The organism is Streptomyces sp. NPDC006314, from assembly GCF_040613075.1.
GTDB lineage: Bacteria > Actinomycetota > Actinomycetes > Streptomycetales > Streptomycetaceae > Streptomyces.
This window is the reverse complement of record NZ_JBEXRL010000007.1, coordinates 16,299-38,292: the sequence shown is the minus strand read 5'-3', so window position 1 is coordinate 38,292 and position 21,994 is coordinate 16,299. Positions and strand designations below refer to the sequence as shown.

General features: G+C 73.0%; 19 protein-coding genes and 1 pseudogene. 9 read left to right on the top strand and 11 right to left on the bottom strand.

Annotation, left to right across the window (positions count from 1 at the left end):
- Positions 1-447: 447 nt before the first annotated feature.
- From ABZ079_RS14710 to ABZ079_RS14690, 5 genes are all read right to left on the bottom strand, one after another.
- Entirely contained in the window at positions 448-3,417 is a 2,970-nt protein-coding gene (locus ABZ079_RS14710; RefSeq protein ID WP_356939800.1) for an AAA family ATPase, read from the bottom strand.
- Positions 3,418-3,498: 81 nt separating this feature from the next.
- Positions 3,499-3,846, bottom strand: coding sequence for a UBP-type zinc finger domain-containing protein (locus ABZ079_RS14705; RefSeq protein ID WP_356939799.1), 348 nt, complete (start codon positions 3,844-3,846; stop codon positions 3,499-3,501).
- Complete coding sequence (locus ABZ079_RS14700; protein WP_356939798.1) at positions 3,843-5,303, bottom strand: ATP-binding protein; 1,461 nt, start codon at positions 5,301-5,303, stop codon at positions 3,843-3,845. The genes ABZ079_RS14705 and ABZ079_RS14700 overlap by 4 nt, the downstream gene beginning before the upstream one ends.
- Positions 5,300-6,976 carry an FAD-dependent oxidoreductase gene (locus tag ABZ079_RS14695; protein ID WP_356939797.1) on the bottom strand — a complete coding sequence of 559 codons (1,677 nt, stop codon included), beginning with the start codon at positions 6,974-6,976 and terminating at the stop codon, positions 5,300-5,302. The genes ABZ079_RS14700 and ABZ079_RS14695 overlap by 4 nt, the downstream gene beginning before the upstream one ends.
- 246 nt (positions 6,977-7,222) lie before the next feature.
- Entirely contained in the window at positions 7,223-7,576 is a 354-nt protein-coding gene (locus ABZ079_RS14690; protein ID WP_356939796.1) for a VOC family protein, read from the bottom strand.
- Positions 7,577-7,754: 178 nt separating this feature from the next.
- Between ABZ079_RS14690 and ABZ079_RS14685 the strand changes: the two genes are divergently transcribed.
- A complete protein-coding gene (locus ABZ079_RS14685) occupies positions 7,755-8,621 on the top strand; it encodes a universal stress protein (protein WP_356939795.1) in 867 nt (288 codons plus the stop codon).
- A 1-nt stretch (position 8,622) separates the two neighbouring features.
- Here ABZ079_RS14685 and ABZ079_RS14680 read toward each other — a convergent pair whose 3' ends face one another.
- From ABZ079_RS14680 to ABZ079_RS14670, 3 genes are all read right to left on the bottom strand, one after another.
- Complete coding sequence (locus tag ABZ079_RS14680; protein WP_356939794.1) at positions 8,623-9,858, bottom strand: DUF4032 domain-containing protein; 1,236 nt, start codon at positions 9,856-9,858, stop codon at positions 8,623-8,625.
- A gap of 10 nt (positions 9,859-9,868) precedes the next feature.
- Positions 9,869-10,636: an MBL fold metallo-hydrolase gene (locus ABZ079_RS14675; RefSeq protein ID WP_356939793.1), complete on the bottom strand. Its 768-nt coding sequence runs from the start codon at positions 10,634-10,636 to the stop codon at positions 9,869-9,871.
- An 85-nt stretch (positions 10,637-10,721) separates the two neighbouring features.
- Entirely contained in the window at positions 10,722-11,351 is a 630-nt protein-coding gene (locus tag ABZ079_RS14670) for an alpha-ketoglutarate-dependent dioxygenase AlkB (protein ID WP_356939792.1), read from the bottom strand.
- 123 nt (positions 11,352-11,474) lie between these two features.
- Here ABZ079_RS14670 and ABZ079_RS14665 point away from each other — a divergent pair, with 123 nt between their 5' ends.
- A complete protein-coding gene (locus tag ABZ079_RS14665; RefSeq protein WP_356939791.1) occupies positions 11,475-12,116 on the top strand; it encodes a TetR/AcrR family transcriptional regulator in 642 nt (213 codons plus the stop codon).
- A 26-nt stretch (positions 12,117-12,142) separates the two neighbouring features.
- Complete coding sequence (locus ABZ079_RS14660; protein ID WP_356940071.1) at positions 12,143-13,816, top strand: FAD-binding dehydrogenase; 1,674 nt, start codon at positions 12,143-12,145, stop codon at positions 13,814-13,816.
- 102 nt (positions 13,817-13,918) lie between these two features.
- On the opposite strand, the gene ABZ079_RS14655 is transcribed toward ABZ079_RS14660, so the two are convergent.
- Entirely contained in the window at positions 13,919-14,269 is a 351-nt protein-coding gene (locus tag ABZ079_RS14655) for a DUF488 family protein (protein ID WP_356939790.1), read from the bottom strand.
- Positions 14,270-14,437: 168 nt separating this feature from the next.
- Here ABZ079_RS14655 and ABZ079_RS14650 point away from each other — a divergent pair, with 168 nt between their 5' ends.
- The 5 genes and pseudogenes from ABZ079_RS14650 to ABZ079_RS14630 form a co-directional block, all read left to right on the top strand.
- A complete protein-coding gene (locus ABZ079_RS14650; RefSeq protein WP_356939789.1) occupies positions 14,438-15,865 on the top strand; it encodes a M1 family metallopeptidase in 1,428 nt (475 codons plus the stop codon).
- A gap of 41 nt (positions 15,866-15,906) precedes the next feature.
- Complete coding sequence (locus ABZ079_RS14645; RefSeq protein ID WP_356939788.1) at positions 15,907-16,659, top strand: L,D-transpeptidase family protein; 753 nt, start codon at positions 15,907-15,909, stop codon at positions 16,657-16,659.
- Positions 16,660-16,679: 20 nt separating this feature from the next.
- Positions 16,680-17,384: a response regulator transcription factor gene (locus ABZ079_RS14640; RefSeq protein ID WP_356939787.1), complete on the top strand. Its 705-nt coding sequence runs from the start codon at positions 16,680-16,682 to the stop codon at positions 17,382-17,384.
- An 8-nt stretch (positions 17,385-17,392) separates the two neighbouring features.
- On the top strand, positions 17,393-19,246 hold the full coding sequence (locus ABZ079_RS14635; protein WP_356939786.1) for a HAMP domain-containing sensor histidine kinase: 1,854 nt from the start codon (positions 17,393-17,395) through the stop codon (positions 19,244-19,246).
- Between the two features lie 20 nt (positions 19,247-19,266).
- Positions 19,267-19,661 (top strand): annotated as a pseudogene (locus ABZ079_RS14630) (DUF6098 family protein); the annotation flags it as partial.
- A gap of 128 nt (positions 19,662-19,789) precedes the next feature.
- On the opposite strand, the gene ABZ079_RS14625 reads toward ABZ079_RS14630, so the two are convergent.
- Positions 19,790-20,041 (bottom strand): WhiB family transcriptional regulator, encoded by a 252-nt coding sequence (locus tag ABZ079_RS14625; protein WP_356939785.1) that lies wholly within the window; start codon positions 20,039-20,041, stop codon positions 19,790-19,792.
- Positions 20,042-20,390: 349 nt separating this feature from the next.
- Positions 20,391-21,278: a LysR family transcriptional regulator ArgP gene (locus tag ABZ079_RS14620; RefSeq protein WP_356939784.1), complete on the bottom strand. Its 888-nt coding sequence runs from the start codon at positions 21,276-21,278 to the stop codon at positions 20,391-20,393.
- 66 nt (positions 21,279-21,344) lie between these two features.
- On the opposite strand from ABZ079_RS14620, the gene ABZ079_RS14615 reads away from it, so the two are divergent.
- Positions 21,345-21,959 carry a LysE/ArgO family amino acid transporter gene (locus ABZ079_RS14615; protein ID WP_356939783.1) on the top strand — a complete coding sequence of 205 codons (615 nt, stop codon included), beginning with the start codon at positions 21,345-21,347 and terminating at the stop codon, positions 21,957-21,959.
- The last annotated feature ends 35 nt before the right edge of the window (positions 21,960-21,994 follow it).

Below are 21,994 nucleotides of genomic sequence, written 5' to 3'. Positions count from 1 at the left end.
GGTCGGCCTGCCTCCTGCTTCGACGCCTTCACCGACCACTGCGTCGCTCAGCCCCTCTCCTGGACCGACCCCCCAGGAGGCTCTTCAAGGACTCCCGCAACCGCTACCGCAACGCCAACGGCAAGAACGCCGGCCGGACGATCGCCACCTCCAGCAAACCCCAGGGCGCCGGCAGCCGGTGGTGGCACCCGGCAGGCAACGCCTGGCTGTGCGACTCCCGGTGGGAACACCATGAGTCCACGGCACCACGACCCCCGCCGGTACCGTCACCGGCGCACCGCCCTGCCCACCGCACGCGGCATGGAGGGATGCGGCTGGGCCAACGCCTGGCGCGCCCTGTACTGGACCCGGCTGAAGACCGGCAAGGTCTACGAGCTTGTGAGGCCGTGGCCGGCGCCGTCGACCCGGGCAGTCTGGACCGCACCCGCTGAAGCCGTACCGGCCGGGTCACCCCGAACCGGCCGGCTCCGGCGCTATCAGCCCCTGGCGGTAGGCGATCGCCACCGCCTCCGTACGGCTCGCGGCGCCCAGCTTGGCGAGGATGTTGGACACGTGCACGCTGGCCGTCTTGCCGCTGATGAACAGTTCCTCGCCGATCTGCCGGTTGCTGCGGCCCCGCGCGAGGAGCCGCAGCACGTCCTGCTCGCGTGCGGTGAGCGGCGTCACGTGGTCCGCAGCCGTGGGCGTGGCCGCGAGGCGGCCGCGTCCGGTCAGCGCGTCGATCCGCTCCAGCAGCGGCGCCGCGCCCAGCCCGGCCGCCGTCTCGCGGGCCAGCCGAGCCTGCTCCGCCGCCTCTTCGCGGCGCTCGGCCGCCAGCAGCGCCTGCGCGTACCGCAGTCGGCACCGCGCCTGCTCGTACACGTCACCATACGCGAACGCGGCGACCGCCTTCTCCCAGGCCGCAGGGTCCGGGCTGGCCCCGACCGCCGCCCACTCCGCCTCCACGCGTTCCAGCCAGGCCTGCCCCTCCGGGCCCTGCGGACGGCCCTCCTCGTCGTCTCCGGCCGTGGCGCGCGCCAGCTCCACCAGCTCGGCCGCGGTGTCCGTCCAGCGGGCGAGGTCCCGGTCACGGCCGGTGCGGCGCAGTTCGGCGGCACGGTCCGCGAGCGCGCCCAGACACAGCGCGGCGAGCCGGACCGCGACCGCCGGACGGCGCGTCGTGCCGTCCCCCAGGGCCGCGACCGCCGCCCGCATCCGCTCGACGGCCTCCTCCACATCGCCACGCTGCGCGGCGGCGTCGGTGAGGACGACCCCGGCGACGAGCGTGCCCATCCAGTCGAAGGGGCCCTCCAACAGGGCGCGGGCCCGGTGGGCCGCCGTCTCGTCGCCGCGGGCCAGCGCCACGTACAGGGCGGGACTTCTCGCGAAACCGCCGCCCACCGCAGGCAGTTCGGCGGCCGCCTCGGACGCCGTGCGCACACAGTCGTCCCAGCGGCCCAGCGTGTACATCACCAGCAGCTGGAGATAGCGCATCTCCACCGGGTACGGCGAGGACAGCAGCCCGGCGCGGCGGGCCCGGTCGAGACCGTCGGCCAGCAGGGCCGGGCACTCGTGGAGGTCGCCCGACTCGAAGGCGGCCACGGCCAGGTTGAACAGAGCACGCATCTCCACGGGCGCGTTCCCCCCGGTGCGGGCCATTTCCCGCGCCTCGCGCAGCCGTTCCCGGCCCTCCCGCGAGCTCCGGCCGCCGCCCTCGATGTTGGCCAGGGAGATCAGCAGATCGGCCCGCGCCCCGGTCAGGCCCAGCTCCCCGGCGACGCGCAGGGCCTGCCCGGCGATACGCAACGCGGTCTCCCGGTCACCGACCTGACGGGCAGCCGTGACATGCGTGGCCGCCGCCCACACCCACGTCCGCGACGGCGGCTCGGCGGGGATCATCGCCAGTGCCTCGCTGCTGTAGCGGTATGCCGCGGTCAGGCTGTCCACGGTCAGCAGGTTCCCGGCGAGCGTGTACCGGACCCGGGCGGCCAGCTCGGAGTCGGTGTCCTGGTCGACCCCGGCGAGCGCCGCGCGGGTCAGGGAGACCGCGCGGTGGGACTCCCCGGCGTGCGCGGCCGCGGCCGAGGCGCGCAGCGTCAGGGTCACCCGGTTCAGGCCCTCCTCGACGGCGGGCCGGGCGGAGGCCGGCACCGACGGCCACAGGTCCAGAGCGGTCTCCAGGTGCCGCAGCTCCTCCGCGGGCGCGCCCAGCCGCCGGGCGTGATCGGCGGCCTCCAGGCAGGCGGCGAGCGCCTCGGGCAGGTCGTGGCTCTCGTGGTAGTGATGGGCGCGCTCGGCTGCGGTCTCCGCGGCACGGCCACGGGCGGCGAGGAGCCGGGCGTACGCGCCGTGCAGCCGGGACCGTTCACCGGGCAGCAGGTCGGCGTAGACCGCCTCGCGCGTCAGGGCGTGCCGGAAGGCGTAGGTGTCGCCGTCCCCGGGGACGAGGAGTTGCCGTCCGACGGCCTCGCGCAGCGCCCGCTCCAGCTCGTCCTCGGGCAGCCCGGCCGCCTCCCGCAGCAGGTCGTGCTCCACCCGGCGCCCGGCGACGGCGGCGGTCCGCAGCACCTGCTGGGCCGTCTCGGACACCTGCTCGACCCGGATGAGCAGCAGGTCGGCGAGCCCGCTGGGCACACCGACGCCGTCCGCGCCGTCCGCGGCGAGCAGCTCTTCGGCGTAGAACGCGTTGCCCTCCGCGCGGGCCACGATGCCGTGGACGACCGCCTCGGGCAGCGGGCGCACCCCGAGGGCCCGCACCAGGCGCGCGACCTCGGGATCGGGCAGCGGCCGCAGTTCCAGGCGCTCCACGGCCGGCAGCCGGACCAGTTCGGCGAGCAGGGGGCGCAGCGGGTGACGGCGGTGCAGATCGTCGGCGCGGTAGGAGGCGAGGACGGCGAGCCGCCGGCCCGGGGCGCCGCCGCCCGGCCGGTGCAGCACGCCCCGGCTGAGCAGGAAGCGCAGCAGGTCCCGGGAGGACTGGTCGGCCCAGTGCAGGTCCTCCAGCACGAGCACCAGTGGTGCCACAGCGGCCAGGTCGGCCAGCAGCCCGGCGACGTCCTCGAAGAGCCTGAGCCGCCCGTCGGGGTCCCGTGCCGCGTCCGTGCCCGCGCCGAGCAGCCTGTCCACCGCCGGATGAGCGCCCAGCACGGCCGTGAACCGCTCGTCGGAGGCGAGCACTCCGAGGATCTCGGTGAACGGCAGGTACGGCAGTCCGACGTCCCCGAGGTCCACACAGTGCCCGGTGACCACGGTCGCCCCCGCCCGCGCCGCGCGCCCCGCGACCTCGTCCAGCAGGCGCGTCTTGCCGACCCCGGCGTCCCCGGCGATCAGCACGGCCCGCGCCTCACCGCTCCGGGAGCGCTCCAGCAGACCCGTCAGCCGGGTCAGTTCCTCGTCCCGGCCGATCAACGGCGGTGTGGTGAAGGCGATCTGCGACACGTCCCCATCCTGACACGGGCGACAGCGGGCTCTTGTCCCGCGGTCCGTGAGTGCTGCCGGACCCGCTGCCCGTGTTCCGTCTCAGCGCAGCGTCTGCGCCCAGTTCACCGGTACCCGCCCCGCCGGGCCCGGTGCCGGCTGGTCCGCGGGATGGCCGGCCGGGGGAGCGAGTCGCGGACCGGAGTCGTACAACTCGCCGGTGGCGTAGTTCCAGAACCAGCTCTCGCCCGGCTCGAAGCTCTGGATGACCGGGTGCCCCGTCTCCCGGTAGTGGGCGGTGGCGTGCTGGGCGGGGGAGTCGTCGCAGCAGCCGATGTGCCCGCACTGCGCGCAGCGGCGCAGATGGAACCACCAGCCGCCCGCCTCCTCGCACTCCACGCAGCCGGTGCCGCTCGGTGGGACGCTCGGGTCGATTCCGTCGACGCTCATACGGGCTCCTCCGCTTCCTCTTGGGGCGCCTCGGCGGTCAGGGGGAGCAGCACCTGGAAGCGGGTGTCGCCGGGCACCGACTCGACCCGCAGGGTGCCGTGGTGCTTGTTGACGACGATCCGCCAGGAGATGTCCAGGCCGAGCCCCGTGCCCTCGCCGACCGGTTTGGTGGTGAAGAACGGGTCGAAGATCCGGCCCTTGATCGCGGGTGGGACGCCGGGCCCGGTGTCCCGGAACTCCACCAGCGCCTGTTCGTGGTCGAGTGCGGTCCGTACGGTCAACGTGCCTTGACCGCCCGCGCTGTAGATGGCGGAGACCGCGTTGTCGATGAGGTTGGTCCATACCTGGTTCAGTTCCGCCGGGTAGGCGGGGATCGGCGGGATCGTGCGGTCGTACTCCTTGACGACCTTGATGCCGGGGCCGGTCTTGCCGGACAGCATCAGCAGGGTGCTGTCGAGGAGTTCGTGCACGTCCACCACCCGGTAGGGCGCCCGGTCCAGCTGCGAGTACTGCTTGGCCGCGTCGACGAGATGCGAGATGCGGGTGGTGGAGTCCTCGATCTCGCTCATCAGAAGCTCTGTCTCGACGGTGTAGTTGAGCCAGCCGATCGCGCCGGGCAGGATCTCCTCGTCCACGGCCGCGGCGACCTGCTCCAGCCAGTCGACGTCGAGTCCGGCCTGCACGAAAGTGGGGGACAGCTGCCAGCCGTAGCCGATGCCGTGGTCCTCCAGCCAGTCGGTGAGCATGTCCTCCCGGTCCGAGGCCTCCAGCGGGCTGAGCGCCGGTGCCTTGGCGACCCGCTCGGCGGTGCGCTCCTGGATATCGATCAGGTTCGCCAAAGCGTCGCGGGAGAACGGGCCTTCGGCGATCATGGCGAGCTTGTGCCGCATCTTCGCGACCCGTTCCCGCAGGGTGGCGGTGGCCCGGACCGCTGCCGCCGCCGGGTTGTTCAGCTCGTGGGTGAGCCCGGCCGACAGCGAACCGAGCGCGAGCAGCCGTTCCCGTTGCCCGATGGCGGCCTGGGTGTTCTTCGCACCGAAGAACAGGCCCTCCAGCAGGTGCACGGCCATGGGGAACCACTCGTGCATGACGTCCGCGAAGAGGTCCGCGGGCAGTACGAAGAAACGGGTCGGCTCCGTGACCCGCATCGAGTTGTTGTACACCTGCTGCACGCGGTCGCCGAGGTACGCCTGCATCGCGCCCGCGTACACCCCGGGCTGCGAGGTCCGGGTGACCTCCACATCGTCACCGCCGACCCGGCGGGAGAGCACCACCGTGCCCTCGACCATCACGAAGAAGCAGGTGGCGGGGTCGCCCTCGGTGTACACCGGACCGGGCTGGAACAGCTCCACCCGGCCCTCGCTGCACAGCCGCCCCAACTGCTCGGGGCTCAGCTTCTCGAACAGGAACAGCGAGCTGATCTCCCGGGGGCTGCACGGCATGAGCCGCCCGCTCATGACTGCTCCAGATAACGGTGGACGAGCATCACGGCCATGGCTCCCTCTCCGACGGCGGACGCGACGCGTTTGGCGGACTCGGCGCGCGCGTCGCCCGCCACGAACACGCCGGGAATGCTGGTCTCGAGGTGGTACGGCGGCCGCTCCAGCTCCCAGCCGGCCGGCGGCCGCCCGCCGCGGGTCAGATCGGGGCCCGCCAGGATGAACCCGCGCTCGTCGCGCAGCACCGTCTCGCCCAGCCAGTCCGTCAGCGGGGCGGCACCGATGAACACGAACATCCACTGGGCGTCGACCTGTTCGGTCTCGCCGGTCACCGTGTGACGCAGTGTCAGCTGCTCCAGACGGTCCGAGCCGTGGGCCGCGTCCACGACCGTGTGGGCGCGCACCGAGATGTTCGGCGCCTCGTTGATCTGCTGGATCAGGTAGTACGACATGGACGCCGACAGGTCCGGGCCGCGCACCAGCAGCGTCACCGACTTCGCGCCCCGCGACAGGTACATCGCGGCCTGGCCCGCCGAGTTGGCACCGCCCACGATGTAGATGTCCTGCCCCTGGCAGGCGCTCGCCTCGGTCAGCGCCGAGCCGTAGAACACCCCGCACCCGGTGAGGTCGGTGCAGCCCGCGGCGTCCAGTTGCCGGTACTGCACCCCGGTCGCGAGGATCACGCTGTGCGCGGCGATGGCCGAGCCGTCCGCGAACCGTATGACGCGTGCGCCGCCGTTGACCTCCAGGCCCGTCACCTCGCGCGCGGTGAGGATCTCGGCGCCGAACTTGGCGGCCTGCCGGCGCGCCCGGTCGGTGAGCTGGGCACCGGAGACGCCGTCGGGGAAGCCGAGGTAGTTCTCGATCCGCGAGCTCTGCCCGGCCTGCCCTCCGGTCGCCGACCGCTCCACCAGCACGGTACGCAGGCCTTCGGAGGCCCCGTACACGGCGGCCCCGAGCCCGGCCGGCCCGCCGCCGATGACGACGAGGTCGTAGAAGTCGGCCGTCGGTGTCGTCGCCAGGCCCACCCGCGCCGCCAGTTCCGGCGCCTCGGGCTCGACCAGGGCGGTGCCGTCCGGGGTGATCACCAGCGGCAGTCGCTGCCCGTCCTGCCCGGCGGCCGCCAGCAGCCGCTGCCCCTCCGGCTCCTCCGCGGAGTACCAGCGGTAGGGCACCTGGTTGCGGGCCAGGAACTCCCGCACGTCCGACGACCGCGCCGACCAGCGGTGCCCCACGACCTTGGTGCTGGGCACGGGCTTGTAGGCGCTGGCGCGCCAGGCCTCCAGGAGGTCGTCCAGCACCGGATAGAGCTTCTCCTCCGGCGGGTCCCAGGGCTTGAGCAGATAGTGGTCCAGATCGACCACGTTGATCGCGTCGATCGCCGCGTTGGTGTCCGCGTAGGCGGTCAGCAGCACCCGCCGCGCCCCCGGATACACGTCCAGGGCCTGCTCCAGGAACTCGATGCCGTTCATCTGCGGCATGCGGTAGTCGGCCAGGATCACCGCCACCAGGTCGCCGCGCAGCTTCAGCTCGCGCAGCGCCTCCAGCGCGGACTCGCCGGACTCCGCGCGAACGATCCGGTACGACTGGCCGTAGCGCCGCCTGAGATCGCGGGCGACGGCACGGGAGACGCCCGGGTCGTCGTCCACGGTCAGGATGACGGTCCGCGCAGCGTCGGCGGCCTGTGCCATACGTCTCCCACCCCGAGTCGGATCACCCGGGTCGGCGTCGTGGGGACCACCGCACCGGTTCGAAGCCATCGTATGTTCGATCGCCCTGGTTCGCTCCGGTACACGGCAGGAGCCCTGGTCAGCCGTACCGGCCATGGCGACGACCGTGATCAGGCGGACCGGCCGCATGGTGCCAGCCGGGATCAGGTGCCCGGCTGTGCGGGCGAGGACGGGGCCCGGCCGTACGTCCGTGCGGCGGCCCCGCCGTCAGCCCACGCGTTCTCCGAGCACGCAGAACTCGTTGCCCTCGGGGTCCGTGAGCACGACCCACGGCTGTTCGCCCTGTCCGACGTCCGCGTGCCGGGCGCCGAGCGCGAGCAGCCGGGCCACCTCGGCGGCCTGGTCCTCCGGCCGGAAGTCGAGGTGCAGCCGGTTCTTGACCGTCTTCGTCTCGGGTACGGGCACGAACAGCAGTCCCGGCAGCCGGTCCGGCGCGGGCCGTATCTCGTACTCGTCGGCGGCGTCGTTCACCACGACCCAGCCGAGTGCCTCGGCCCACCAGCGGCCGAGCGCCACGGGGTCGGCCGCGTCGACGTTCACTTGTTCCCATTCCAAGGTCATGCCGGCAGCGTAGTTCAGCGCCGAACCCGCCCGCGGCAGGCACATCGTGCTCGGGCCGCGGGCGCTGCCCCGGGGGCTGTGCGGCGGCTCGTGGACGAGATCATCGTGCCGGTGCGCGCCGGTGCCCGATAGTGGGCACCAGCACCACGAGAGCGCGCGACGACGAGGAGGCCCACGCATGACACGCCCGATCACGGCAGGGGTGGACGGTACGGAGGAGAGTCTGGCCGCGCTGGACTGGGCGGCCCGGGAGGCCGTACGCCGGGGCCTGCCCCTGCGCGTGGTGCACGCGTGGCGCTACGCCGAGGCACTCGCCACGGCCGACCGGGACACCCAGCAGCGTTGGGCGTCGGATGGTGCGGCGGAGGCCGTGCGTACCGTCTCCGAGCGGCATCCGGAGCTCGAGGTGAGCGTCGACGTGGTCGAGGGCGGGGCCGCGCGCACGCTGGCCGGTGCGGCGGCGGAGGCCGAGATGCTGGTGCTGGGTTCCCGCGGGCACGGCCCGGTCGTCGGGTTCCTGATGGGCTCGGTCGGCCAGCAGGTGATCGCGGAGGCGGACCGGCCCGTGGTCCTGGTGCGCGCCGGCGACCGGCCGACGGCGGAGGCCGCCGGACGGGACGTCGTGGTCGGCCAGCAGGGTGGCCCCGAGGACAGCGCGGCGGCGCTGCGGTTCGCGTTCGAGACGGCGGCGGCCCGGGGCGCGACCGTCCGGGCGGTACGCGCGTGGACCCTGCCACCGGTCTTCGCCTACAGCCCCGGCTCGCTCAGACTCCTGGACGACGCGGGCGGTCTGGAGCCGTACGAGAAGCAGGCGCTGGCCGAGGCGCTCCAGCCGTGGCGGGAGCGGTTCCCCGATGTGCCCGTGGCCGAGCACATCGAGATGGGCAGCGCCGGCCAGGTGCTGCTGTCGATGGCCGGCCGAGCCCAGCTGATGGTCGTCGGACGCCGGGCACACCGTACGGCCGTCGGCGCCCGGATCGGCTCGGTCGCGCACGGGGTGCTGCACCACGCCGACTGCCCGGTGGCCGTGGTCCCGCACGAGTGACCTAGCCGGGGGTCGTCGGCTCCAGCGTGGCACGGGCCTTCGGAAGCACGTTCTCGATGTAGTGCTCGACGGCCGTGTCGAGCCCTATGTCGCGCTGGGCGCGCTCGGACAGGTACCAGCGGTGTTCGAGCAGCTCGTGGTAGATCTCGGCCGGGTCCATGGAGCCCCGCAGGTCGAGCGGGACCGCGCGGACGGTGGGCCGGAACACGTCCCGCACCCAGCGGTGGGCCAGTACCTCGGGTCGGGCGGCGAGGGGGTCGCCCGGGGCGTAGTCGTCCTGGGTGGCCATCCAGCTCTCCAGGTCGTTGAGCAGCCGCCGCGCCTGGTTCTCCTCGGCGTCCAGGCCGGTCAGCCGCAGCAGCTGACGCTGGTGGTGGCCGGCGTCGACGACCTTCGGCACGAAGGTGACCGTGTCGCCGTCGGGGGAGTGCTCGATCTGCATCTCGGCCACGTCGAAGCCCAGCTCGTTGAGGCGGCGGATCCGGCGCTCGATGTAGTGGTACTTGCCCGCCGGGTACACCGAGGTGCGGGTCAGCTCCTGCCACAGCCCGTTGTAGCGGGTGCAGATCTCGTGGCCGAAGTCGATGGGGTCGACGGACGGGTGCAGCGCGCCCGACGCCTCCAGATCCAGCAGTTCCCCGCTGATGTTCACCCGGGCCAGGTCGAGGTCGTACTCCCGCTGCCCGGGGCTCAGCCGGGGATGCAGGTCGCCGGTCTCGGCGTCGACCAGGTAGGCGGCGTAGGCGCCGGCGTCCCGCCGGAACAGGGTGTTGGACAGCGAGCAGTCGCCCCAGGCGAACCCGGTCAGGTGCAGCCGGACCAGGAGCACGGCGAGCGCGTCCATCAGGCGGTGCATGGTCGCCGGGCGCATGGTCGTCTCGAACATCGACCGGTACGGCATCGAGCCACGCAGATGGCGGGTGATCAGCACCGGCTCCAGGGGGGCACCCGAGCCGTCGGTGCGGCCGGTGACCACGGCGAGGGGGTCGACGGCGGGGATGCCGAGCCGGTCAAGGCCGCGCAGCAGCTCGTACTCGCGCAGCGCGGGCCGTTCGGCCAGCTCCTTGACGGCGATCACCTCGTCACCGGCGCGCGCGTAACGCACGACGTGCCGGGAGATGCCGCGGGGGAGCGGTACGAGGTACTCCTCGGGCCACTCCTCCAGGGGCACGTCCCAGGGCAGGGCGAGCAGGAGCGCGGGATGCTCCGGGTTCGTGGCGTTGATCTGCAAGGCCATGGCATGAACCTTACGGCGCCGCGCGGGTGTTCGAGGCGGCTCGTTCCCGGGCCAGCTCGGCCGCCGCGCGCACCGGCCCCCGGTGGACCGGCCCGTGTCCGGGCAGCAGGGTGTCGCCGTCGAGCGCGCCGATCAGCTCCAGGGAGGCCCGCGCCCGCGTGCGCTCGTGGTGGAAGAAGTCGAGCAGCAGTTGCGGACCCTCGATCCGCGAGGTCGCGTGCCCGCTGACCAGGGCGTCCCCGGAGATCACGATACCCGCAGCGGGCAGGTGGAAGACGCAGTGTCCGTCCGTGTGACCCGGAGTGTGCACGGGGACCGGCCGGCCCGGCAGGTCGAGCGGGCCCCCGCTGGGGAACGGCTCGGGCGCGGTCACGGGATGATGCTCGGTGCCGCCCACCCGGATCACGTGCACCGCCCAGGGCAGCACGCCCGGCCGCCAGGCGTTGCGCACCACGTCGGCGATGGTGGCCTGCTGAAGGAACTCCCGTCGCGCGTGCGGGACTTCGGCCGGATGCAGATAGACGGGGGTGCCGTGGGCGGCGCGCAGGTACTCGGCCGAGCCCAGGTGGTCGTTGTGCGCGTGTGTGATCAGTACGGCGGCGACCGCCTCGGGCCTGCTGCCCACCGCCGCGAGGGACTCCAGCAGTCCCTGCCGGTCCCCGGGGTACCCGGTGTCCACCAGCGTGACGGCGTCACCGTCCTTGAGGATGACCCAGTTGGTGTGGTGGCCGTGCACCAGATAGGTGCCGTCGGCGACTTGGTGTACGTCCGCGGTCATGATCTCCCCAGGCCCCTGGACGGCTGATCGTCGAAGACAGCCAACCAGACGGGGCGGCCCCCCTGGCAAGAGGGTGGCGGACGCGTCAGTGCACTCCGTGCGGCCGGAACTGGATGCTGATGCGGGGGCCCGTGGCGCGGGTGGTCTTGGGTACGCAGTGTTCCCAGGTGCGCTGGCAGGAGCCGCCCATCACGATGAGGTCGCCGTGGCCGAGCGGTCGGCGTACCGTCGTGCCGCCTCCGCCGGCCGGGCGCAGCAGCAGGTCGCGGGGTGTGCCGACGGAGAGGATCGCGACCATGGTGTCCTCGTGTGCGCCGCGCCCGATCCGGTCCCCGTGCCAGGCCACGCTGTCCCGGCCGTCGCGGTAGAAGCACAGCCCGGCGGTGGTGAACGGTTCACCCAGTTCCTCCGCGTAGTGCCGGGACAGGGCGGTGCGCGCCTCGTCCAGCACCGGGTGGGGCAGTGGGTCGTGCGTCTTGTAGAAGGCGAGCAGGCGGGGTACGGCCACCACGTTGTCGTACATCTTCCGGCGCTCCGCTCGCCACGGGACCTCCGCCGCGAGCTTCTCGAACAGCGCGTCGGCGCCGCTCAGCCAGCCCGGCAGGACGTCGATCCAGGCGCCGGCGCCCAGGACGGTCCGGCGTAGCCCGTCCAGGGGGCCGAGCCGCAGCTCGTCGGTCTGGTCGAACAGGGAGCCCTGGAGGTGCGTGGCCATGAACCCAGCGTACTCCGCAATCGAAAGTTCGTTCCCATGGGTGAGTCCGGTGCCTGAGGAGCCCTCTTTCGATACGTTGGTGTATCGGATACATTCACGTATCGAACGGGGAGGCCGGTGCCGATGGAAGAGACACCCAAGCGCGTCACCCGGCGCCGGGTCCGCACCCGGGCCAGGCTGCTCGACGCCGCGTTCGAGGTGTTCGCCGCCAAGGGCTTCGGGCGGGTCTCCATCGAGGAGATCTGTGAAGCGGCCGGGTTCAGCCGAGGCGCCTTCTACTCGAACTTCGCGACCCTGGACGAGCTGTTCTTCGCGCTCTACCGGGAGCGTGCCGATCTCATCGCCTCCCAGGTGGCCGACGCCCTCGCCCAGGAGGGCCCCGACCTCGACGTACCCGCCTCGGTGGACCGGGTCACCGAGGTGCTGCTGCTCGACGTGGACTGGCTGCTGGTGAAGACCGACTTCCTGGTGCACGCGGCCCGCGACCCGGCCGTCGCCCGGGCCCTCCTCGACCACCGGGCCAGACTCCGGGAGGCCATCGCCGACCGGCTTCTCCGGGCCCGGGGTCACACCGAACTGCCCGTCGTGCTCGGTGGCGTCGACGGCGCCGCGCACGCCGTGGTCGCCGCGTACGACGGGGTCACCACCCAACTGCTGCTGGACAGGGACATCGAGGCCGCCCGGGGCTGGCTCAGGCAACTGCTCACCGCGCTGCTGACCGGCGGCGGCCGGACCCCCGTGAGCACCGACACGGCCCAGCTATGAGCACCGTCAGGAAGGACACAGTCGCCATGGACGCGGACGTCATCGTCGTCGGAGCGGGTCTCGCCGGCCTGGTCGCGGCGCACGAACTCACCAGCCGGGGCCGCCGCGTGGCCCTGGTCGACCAGGAGAACGCCGCCAACCTCGGCGGCCAGGCGTTCTGGTCTTTCGGCGGGCTCTTCCTCGTCGACTCCCCGGAGCAGCGCCGGCTCGGCATCAAGGACTCCTTCGCCCTCGCCTGGAACGACTGGCGTGGCAGCGCCCAGTTCGACCGGCCGGCGGACGAGGACTCCTGGGCGGTGCGCTGGGCCCGCGCCTACGTCGAGTTCGCGGCCGGCGAGAAGCGGACCTGGCTCCAGCGGCACGGCGTCGAGTTGCTGCCGACCGTCGGCTGGGCCGAACGCGGTGACCTGAGGGCCGACGGGCACGGCAACTCCGTACCCCGCTTCCACATCGCCTGGGGCACCGGCACCGGAGTCGTCGAACCCTTCGTCCGGTACGCCCGGCAGGCCGCCCGGGACGGACTGCTGACCTTCCACCACCGCCACCAGGTGGACGAGCTGGTCATCGAGGACGGCACGGCACGCGGGGTGCGCGGCACCGTCCTCGCCGCCGACGAGTCACCGCGCGGTGTCGCCTCCCGCCGCGACCGGATCGGCGACTTCGAACTCACCGCGCAGGCCGTGATCGTCACGACCGGCGGTATCGGAGCCAACCACGACATCGTCCGCCGCTACTGGCCCGAGCGGCTCGGCACGCCTCCCGCCGAGATGGTCACCGGCGTCCCCGCCTACGTCGACGGCCGCATGCTCGACATCAGCGCCCGGGCCGGCGTACGGCTGGTCAACCGCGACCGCATGTGGCACTACACCGAAGGCCTGCAGAACTGGAACCCCGTCTGGCCCGGCCACGGCATCCGCATCCTGCCCGGCCCGTCCTCCATCTGGCTCGATGCCCTCGGCCGCCGGCTGCCCGATCCCTGCCTGCCCGGCTACGACACCCTGAGCACGCTCAAGTACCTGCGCACCACCGAGGACATCGCCGGCTACGACCACTCCTGGTTCATCCTCACCCGGAAGATCATCGAGAAGGAGTTCGCGCTCTCCGGCTCCGAGCAGAACCCCGACATCACCGCCAAGGACCGCAAGGCCGTGCTGCGCGACCGGCTGCTCGGCAAGGGCGCCCCCGCACCGGTGCGGGCCTTCCTCGACAAGGGCGCGGACTTCGTCACCGCGCACACCGTGGAGCAGCTGGTCGGGAAGATGAACGGCCTGACCGGCAAGCCGCTGCTCGACGCGGCCGAGGTGCGCCGCCAGATCGAGGCCCGCGACCTGCAGATCATCAACCCGTACAGCAAGGACTCCCAGGTCCAGGGCATCCGTAACGCCCGCCGCTACATCGGCGACCGCCTCGGCCGGGTGGCAGGCCCGCACCGCATCCTGGACCCGGCGGCAGGCCCGCTGATCGGTGTGCGGCTGCACATGCTGACCCGCAAGACCCTCGGCGGCATCCAGACCGACCTCGACTCCCGCGCCCTCGGCACGGACGGCTCGCCGATCGACGGGCTGTACGCGGCGGGCGAGGTGGCCGGCTTCGGTGGTGGCGGTGTCCACGGCTACAACGCCCTGGAAGGCACCTTTCTCGGCGGCTGCCTGTTCTCCGGACGGGCCGCGGGCCGGCACGCGGCCCGCCAGACAGGCTGACCCCGGCCCTTGTGCGGCTTCGCCCACTTCGTGTGTGACGGGCGGGCTGACCCCGGTCCTTGTGCGGCTTCGCCGGCTTCGTGTGTGACGGGCGGGTCGGCGTCAGCCCCTCAGCAGCTCCGCCAGCACCTGCGCGTGGCTCTCCTCCGGCGTCTTGGACGCCGTCAGCAGCGTCACGCGCCCCTCGCGGGCCGACTTCCTGAGACCGTCGAGCAGTTCAGCGGCCTCAGGAGCGTCCAGCTCCGCCTCGTAGCGGCGGCGGAACTCCTCGTAGGAGCCCTCGCCGCCGTGGTACCACTTGCGCAGTTCGGTCGATGGGGTGAGCACCTTGGGCCACTCGTCCACGTGGGCCGCGTCCTTGGCGACGCCGCGCGGCCACAGCCGGTCGACCAGGACACGGAGGCCGTCGTCGGGCTCGGGCGGTTCGTAGACCCGGCGCACGCGCACGCTCACGGCAGGGCCCCCTCTCTGATCGCGGACGGTCCCGCGAGCGTACTGCGGCCGGCCCCGCCCACCGGGCGGCGACGCGACGTGACTGACCTGAACAAGAGGGAAGCCGGGCCCCCGCCCGCCCTAGTCTGTGAGCCAGTCGATCACCCACCACCCCCCTGAGGAGCGCCTGTGACGCCATCCCGCAGACAGCCCCCGCGGCGCCCTACCGCCGTCCTCCGCCGCGAGGCGGTCCTCGCCACCGTGCCCGTCGCCATGGCGGCGCTCCTCGCCGCCGCAGGCCCCGCGGCGGCGGGCACCACCGGCGCGTCCGGCGCCGGCGACCCCTACTTCCCGCTCAGCGGCAACGGCGGCTATCACGTCGGCCACTACGACCTGACGCTCCGTTACGGCACCGCGGCCGGCCACCTCGACGGCAAGGCCGTTCTCACCGCCCGCGCCACCCAGAAGCTCACCCGCTTCGACCTCGACCTGAAGGGCCTGGAGGTCACCTCGGTCACCGTCGACCGCAGGGCGGCGGCCTTCCGGCGCGACGGCCAGGAACTCGTCGTCACCCCGCGCCACAGCCTGCGCGCGGGCCAGGAGTTCCGCGTCACCGTCGCCTACCACGGCACCCCGAAGCCGGTCACCGACCCCGACGGCTCGGCGGACGGCTGGATCCCCACCGACGACGGCGCCTTCGTCGCCGGCGAGCCGCAGGGCGCGATGACCTGGTTCCCGGCGAACAACCATCCCAAGGACAAGTCGTCGTACGACTTCACCATCACCGTGCCGAAGGGGCGCACCGCCGTCGCCAACGGGGTGCTGCTCGGACAGCGCACCGCGCACGGACGCACCACCTTCCGCTGGCGTGAGACCCAGCCCATGGCCGCCTATCTGGCCACCGCCACGATCGGCCGGTTCAACGTCGAGCGGTACACCACCCGCGACGGCATCCAGGTCTACAACGCCGTCGACGCGCGGGAGGCGCGGGCCGCCGCGCCGGTGCTGAAGAAGCTGCCCTCCGTCCTCGCCTGGGAGAGCAAGCTGTTCGGCCCGTACCCCTTCCGGGCCGCCGGCGCGATCGTCGACCACGCCCCGAGCGTCGGCTACGCCCTGGAGACCCAGACCCGGCCGGTCTACGACTCCGCGCCGAGCCTGAGCACTCTCGTGCACGAGAGCGCCCACCAGTGGTTCGGCGACTCCGTCTCACTCACCGCATGGAAGGACATCTGGCTCAACGAGGGCTTCGCCACCTACGCCGAGTGGCTCTACGCCGAGCAGCACGGCGGCGACAGCGCCCAGAAGAGGTTCGACGCCCTCTACGCCCGCCCCGCGGGCAACGCGTTGTGGGCCTACCCGCCCGGCGATCCGGGCAGCGGCAAGTACATCTTCGGCACGCCCGTCTACGCGCGCGGCGCCATGACCCTGCACGAGCTGCGCAACGCCGTCGGCGACCGGGACTTCTTCCGGATCCTGCGCACGTGGGCGGCCGAGCACCGCGGTGGGCACGGGACGACCGCACAGTTCGTGCGGCTGGCCGAGCAGAAGTCGGGGAAGCAGCTGGACGGGCTGTTCCACACCTGGCTGTATGCGAAGGGCAAGCCGAACAGCGCCTGAACGCTGACCGGATCCAAACAACCGTCGGACAAGGTCGACCCATGATCCGACGCAGAACCGCTGTCACACTCCTCGCCTCCCCGCTGCTGCTCACCGGCTGCGGCGGCGGAGCCGAGGCGACCGAGCGCCGGACGCCGGCCGGCCGTCCGGCGTCCCCGGCCGCCCCCGCCCCCACTCCCACTCCCGAGATCGAGACGGAGCAGGCGCCGCAGGGCATACCCGGCCTCGGGCCGAAGCGGTCGGCTGCGATACCGGAGCGCTGCGGGCAGGCCGTCGTGGTCACCGGGCGCGCGAAGAACTCCCCGCTCTGCACGGTCGTCCTGCACGAGCGCATCTCCTCCGGCTGGCAGGCCGGACCCTCCTGGCCCGCCCACAACGCGCTGCACGGCTGGAGCGCGCACCACATGTCCGGCGACCTGCGCTCCCCACTCGGCGTCTACACCCTCTCCGACGCCGGAGGCCTGCTCCCCGACCCCGGCAGCAAGCTCCCGTACCACCACTCCGGCGGTTTCCACTCGCCCGGCACCGGCTTCGAGGGCGAACCGCTCGAGGGATCCTTCGACTACGTGATCGCCATCGACTACAACCGCGAGCCCGGCACCTCGCCCCTGGACTGGACCCGGCCGCTCGGCCTCAGCCGGGGCGGCGGAGTCTGGCTGCACATCGACCACGGCGGGCCCACGCACGGCTGTGTCAGCGTCGCCAGGGCCCACATGAAGGAACTCCTGCGCAGCCTCGACCCGCACCGGCACCCGGCCGTCGTCATGGGGTACGCCGACTGGCTCGCCCGCTGAGCGGCCTAGGATCCGAACCCGTGTGCGCACATGTACTGGTCGCCGAGGACGACGAGAAGCAGGCCGAGCTGATCCGCCGCTCCCTGCTGGCCGAGGGACACACCGCCACGGTGGTGCACGACGGCGCGGCCGCGCTGGACGCGGCCCGCCGGCTGCGGCCCGACCTCGTCGTCCTCGACCTGATGCTCCCGGTCGTCGACGGCTTCGGTGTGTGCCGGGTGCTGCGCCGCGGCGGGGACCCGGACATCCCCGTGGTGATGCTCACCGCCCGCTCCGCCGAGGACGACGTGCTGCTCGGCCTCGAACTGGGCGCCGACGACTACATGACCAAGCCGTACAGTCCGCGCGAGCTGATGGCGCGCATCCGCACGGTCCTCCGGCGCAGCGGGCGGGGCGCCGGCGCCCGGGACGACGACGCCGTCGTGCAGGCCGCCGGGATCAGCGTCGACCCGGTACGGCACGAGGTGCGCCGCGACGGCGTGCCGGTGGAGTGCACACCGGCCGAGTTCCAGATCCTGCTGGCCATGGCCGGGGAGCCGGACCGGGTGTTCACGCGGCGCCAGCTGCTGCGGTGCACACGCGGCTTCGACCGGGCCTCCACCGAGCGGGCCGTCGACGTGCACATCATGAACCTGCGCCGCAAGATCGAGGCCGACCCGCGCCGGCCGGTACGGCTGCTGACCGTCTTCGGCGTCGGCTACAAGCTGAGCGGCACGCGACCGTGAAGCGCCGGATGCCGCAGGGCCGGACACCGAAGCGGCGGATCCCGCTGCGGAAACGGCTCCTCGTCCGCCTGCTGTTCGTCTCCGCTCTGATCGCGGTCTGCTCGGTGGCGGCGACCGCCTGGCTCGCGGTGACCACCACCACCAGCGCACTGAAGGAGGAGCAGGGCCAGGATCTGGCCGCCGACAACAGCATCCTCACCCAGCTCAGCGGGTACGCCGCCACGCACCCCGACTGGTCGGGCGCCCGGCACACCGTCCGGGTCCTGGCCGCCAGGACGGGACGCCGTATCGCCCTCACCACCGCCGACCGCACCCTGGTCGCCGACTCCGCGCCCCGTGGCACGCCGCTGCCGCCCCGGCCCGCCGCCACCGTCGACCCGCTGCGCACCGACACCTACACCGAGTCCGGCGCCCAGCTCAGCGGCATCGACCCGCGCGTGGTGGGCCCCTACCGGCTGCGAGGGAAGGACCGCACGAAGCTGGACGCGCTGGCCGCCCGGCGCAAGCGATGCTACGGGCGTTACGGCCTGCAGACCACGGTCGTGCGGGCCGCGAACGGGCGGCCGATGGTCACCGCCCCGGACGGCACCGATTCCTCCGGCTACGGCGCGACGGTGTGCGAGGACGGACAGCTCAACATCCCCTCGCCGACGGAACGGAAAGCCCTGGACGCGCTGTCGGATCTTGCCCGGCCCTGTCTGGAGCAGGCGGGCACGGACCTCGGCGGGCGGCTGTTCCTCTCCTTCGACCCCAGCGGCAAGGACCCCTTCGGCGGCGGTTATCTGGTCACCAAGTACGCGAAGCTGGGCAAGGGCGCGTCGGCTCGGGCGGCCCAGCACTGCATCCTGGCCGCCCGCCGCATCCAGCTCGAGCCGTACGTCGCCCCGGCGGCCGAGCTGTTCCTCGGCATCGGCGACCAGAACCCCTCCCGATTCGACATGTCGCCCGCCAACAAGGCAAAGGTGGTCGGCACGGCCGGCCTTGTCCTCGCCGTCACCGTCGCCGTGACCGCCGTCGTGGCCGTCCGGCTCGTCCGGCCCCTGCGCGCGCTGACCGAGGCCGCGGGGGCCCCGCCCGAGTTGCATGTCCGGGTGCCGGTGACCACCCGGGACGAGACCGGCATCCTCGCTGAGGCCTTCAACGACCTGACCGGGCGCCGCGAGCGCCTGGAGGCCCAGCGCAAGGCGATGGTCAGTGACATCGCGCACGAGTTGCGCAGCCCGCTGACCAACATCCGCGGCTGGCTGGAGGTCGTCCGGGACGGCGTCGTCGACCCCGACCCGGCGCTGCTGGACTCGCTGCACGAGGAGGCGCTCGTACTCCAGCGGATCATCGACGACCTGCAGGACCTCGCCGCCGTCGACGCCGGCACCCTGCACCTGCACCGCGAGCCGCTGCGGGCCGGCGACCTGCTCGAGCAGGCGGCGGCAGCCCACCGCGTCGCCGCCGACGGTGCCGGGGTCGCCCTGGGTGTCGAGGCCGACCCCGCCGCCTGGCTGGACGCGGATCCGGTGCGGATGCGGCAGGTCCTCGGGAACCTGGTCTCCAACGCGCTGCGGCACACCCCTGCCGGCGGTGCCGTCACGCTCGCCGCCCGCCGGGAGGGGGACGACCTAGTCCTCACCGTCACCGACACCGGTGCGGGGATCGCGCCCGAGGACCTGCCGCATGTCTTCGACCGGTTCTGGCGTGCGGAGAAGTCCCGCAGCCGCCGCACCGGCGGCAGCGGCCTCGGCCTGCCGATCGTCCGCCACCTGGTCGCGGCCCACGGGGGTACGGCCGAGGCCGCGAGCGAGCCCGGCGCGGGCGCGGTCTTCACCCTGCGGCTGCCGGCCGGCCGGCAGCCGCGCGAGGAGCCCTGACAGCGGAGGCGCTCGGTCCCATGTCCGGCGCGCGCCGGGGCACTCGGTCGCTCAGTACAGTCGAGGGAGGTCATGTCATGGGCACAGCGGAGGGACCTGCCGGTCGTGTCCACGCTCGCCGAGTGGCCCGCCCGGTGGAACGGCATCGGGGCCTGTACGTGTGGTGGTCCAGGCCCCGGCACCGGCTCCGACGACGTCTGCGGCACCGACGAACTCACGGTGTGCCCATGCCCGGCCTGTCGGCCAACCCCCTTGACGTCGAGGACCGGTGGGAGGACCGGTCCGTGGAACTGCGGGTGGCGCGCCGGCTGTACGACCATGCGTGTCCGCCGCACGGCCAAGGGCCCCGGTGTGCGCCCTGGGCCTCGCGGGCCGGGAGACGGGCCGGGGCCCCTGCGACGAGCCGCTGGTGGCCGGCGTCGAGCCGTTGTGCTGGATCGCCGACGACGTGATCGACGGGGCAAGGCGGATGTTGCCCGGCCGGAGCGGGAGTGGGGGCCCTGCGCCGCGGTGGCCGCTGAGCCCCCCACTTCTGCCGCCGGGTCAGCCGGAACGCTGCCGGGAGCGCGCGCGGCGCCGCAGCGCCCGGCGTTCCAGTTCGGTCGTTCCGCCCCATACGCCGATGCTCTGGCCGGTGTCCAGCGCCCAGTCGAGGCACTGTTCCCGGACGGGACAGCGCCCGCACACCGCCTTCGCCTGCTGGGCCTGCACCTGAGCGGGGCCGGTGGTGCCGATGGGGAAGAACAGATCGGGGTCCTCGTCACGGCACACGGCATGGTCGCGCCAGTTGTCCATCGAAGTCTCCTGGTTTCGGATCGAAGGCGTCCGTGCCCTGTCGAATGCGTTGTCCGGGTTCGGGTGACCGGTCGGGACGGTGTGAAACAACGCAACCGGCAGGGAATCGGGCGACGACCGCGATCCGGTCAGGTGCGCGCGGTCCCGCGAGGAGCCGTACGCGGTAGGCAGGTTGGGGGAGGGGGCGGGGCGGCGGAGGCGTCCCGACCGAGCGGTTCGTGCCCGATCGGGCACCGCGGGCGGGGAGTTGGGGGGACGTCGCACGCGCAAACACCGGTCGTCTCGGCACCGTGGCACAACCGGGTACTCCGCCGGAGGCCATCGGTCGCCGGTGCCGAGGTGCCCGCCGTCAGCGGCGCAGCGCCTGTGCCGCGGTCTCCGTCACCGCGTCGGCCAGCGCCGAGAGCGCGGGGGAGTCGAGCTTCCACTGCTGCCAGTACAGGGTGACGTCCACCCATTCCCCGGGGGCGAGCAGGGCCAGCCGGCCCTCGTCCAGCAGTGGGTCCGCCTGGGCCTCCGGGACCATGCCCCAGCCCAGCCCCGCGGCGACCGCGTCCACGAACCCCTCCGACGTGGGCACATGGTGCCGCAGCGGACCGGCGGACCTGCTGCCCAGCCGGCGCACGAACCCGTCCTGGAAGTCGTCCTTGCGGTCGAAGACCACGACGGGGGCCCGGGGGAGAGCCTCAGGCAGCGGCTGACCCGCGAGGTGGGTCCGGGTGAACTCCGGTGCGGCCACCGGCAGATAGCGCATCCGCCCGAGCGGTCGGACCGTGCAGCCGGGCACCGGGTCGGCCGAGGAGGTCACCGCGGCCATCACCAGCCCCTCGCGCAGCAGGGCCGCCGTGTGGGCCTCGTCCTCCCGGTGCAGCTCGAAGCAGAGCCCCGCCACTCGGGTCAGGGCCGGCAGAAACCAGGTCGCCAGCGAGTCGGCGTTCACCGCGACCGACACCCGCGTCGGCTCGCCGGCGCCGCTCAGCCCCAGCTCGCCCCATGCGTCCCGCTCCAGCCGGGCGAGCTGCCGGGCGAACCGCACCAGCACCGCGCCGGACTCCGTGGGCCGCACCGGTTTGGTGCGCTGCAGCAGCACCCGGCCGGTGCGCTGTTCGAGGGCCTTGACACGCTGGCTGACCGCCGACGGCGTCACGTGCAGGGCCGCGGCCGCCGCGTCGAAGGTGCCCTCGTCGACCACGGCGAGCAACGTCCGCACCTGCTCCAGAGGAAGTTCCATCATCACGACAGCTAATGCTACGTAAAAATCTTTAGCTGTACTTGGTAGGTGCCCTTGCCTAGCGTCGACCGCATGAACCACGCACTGACCGCCGCGGCAGCCGGATTCGGCACCGGCCTCTCCCTCATCGTCGCCATCGGCGCACAGAACGCCTTCGTTCTGCGGCAGGGGGTTCGCCGTGATTCCGTGCTCGCCGTGGTCGGCATCTGCGCCCTGTCCGACGCGGTGCTCATCGCGCTCGGCGTCGGCGGGGTCGGTGCGGTGGTGGTGGCCTGGCCCGGCGCGCTCAGGGCGGTCGGGATCGTCGGCGGTGTCTTCCTCCTCTGCTACGGCGCCCTCGCCGCCCGCCGCGTCCTCAGACCCGGCACCGGGCTGCGCGCCGAGGGGGAGACCGCCGGTTCCCGCAGACGGGCGGTGCTCACCTGCCTGGCGATGACCTGGCTCAACCCGCACGTCTATCTGGACACCGTCTTTCTGCTCGGCTCGCTCGCCGCAGACCGGGGCCCGCTGCGCTGGACCTTCGGGCTCGGCGCCGCGCTCGCCAGCCTGTGCTGGTTCGCCGCGCTCGGCTTCGGCGCCCGGCTACTCGGCCGGTACCTGGCCCGGCCCGGCGCCTGGCGGATCCTGGACGGCCTGGTCGCCCTCACCATGCTGGCGCTGGGGGCCACACTCGTCGCCGGATCCTGAGACAATCCGTTCGGCCGTGCACGGACTGTGCCGGG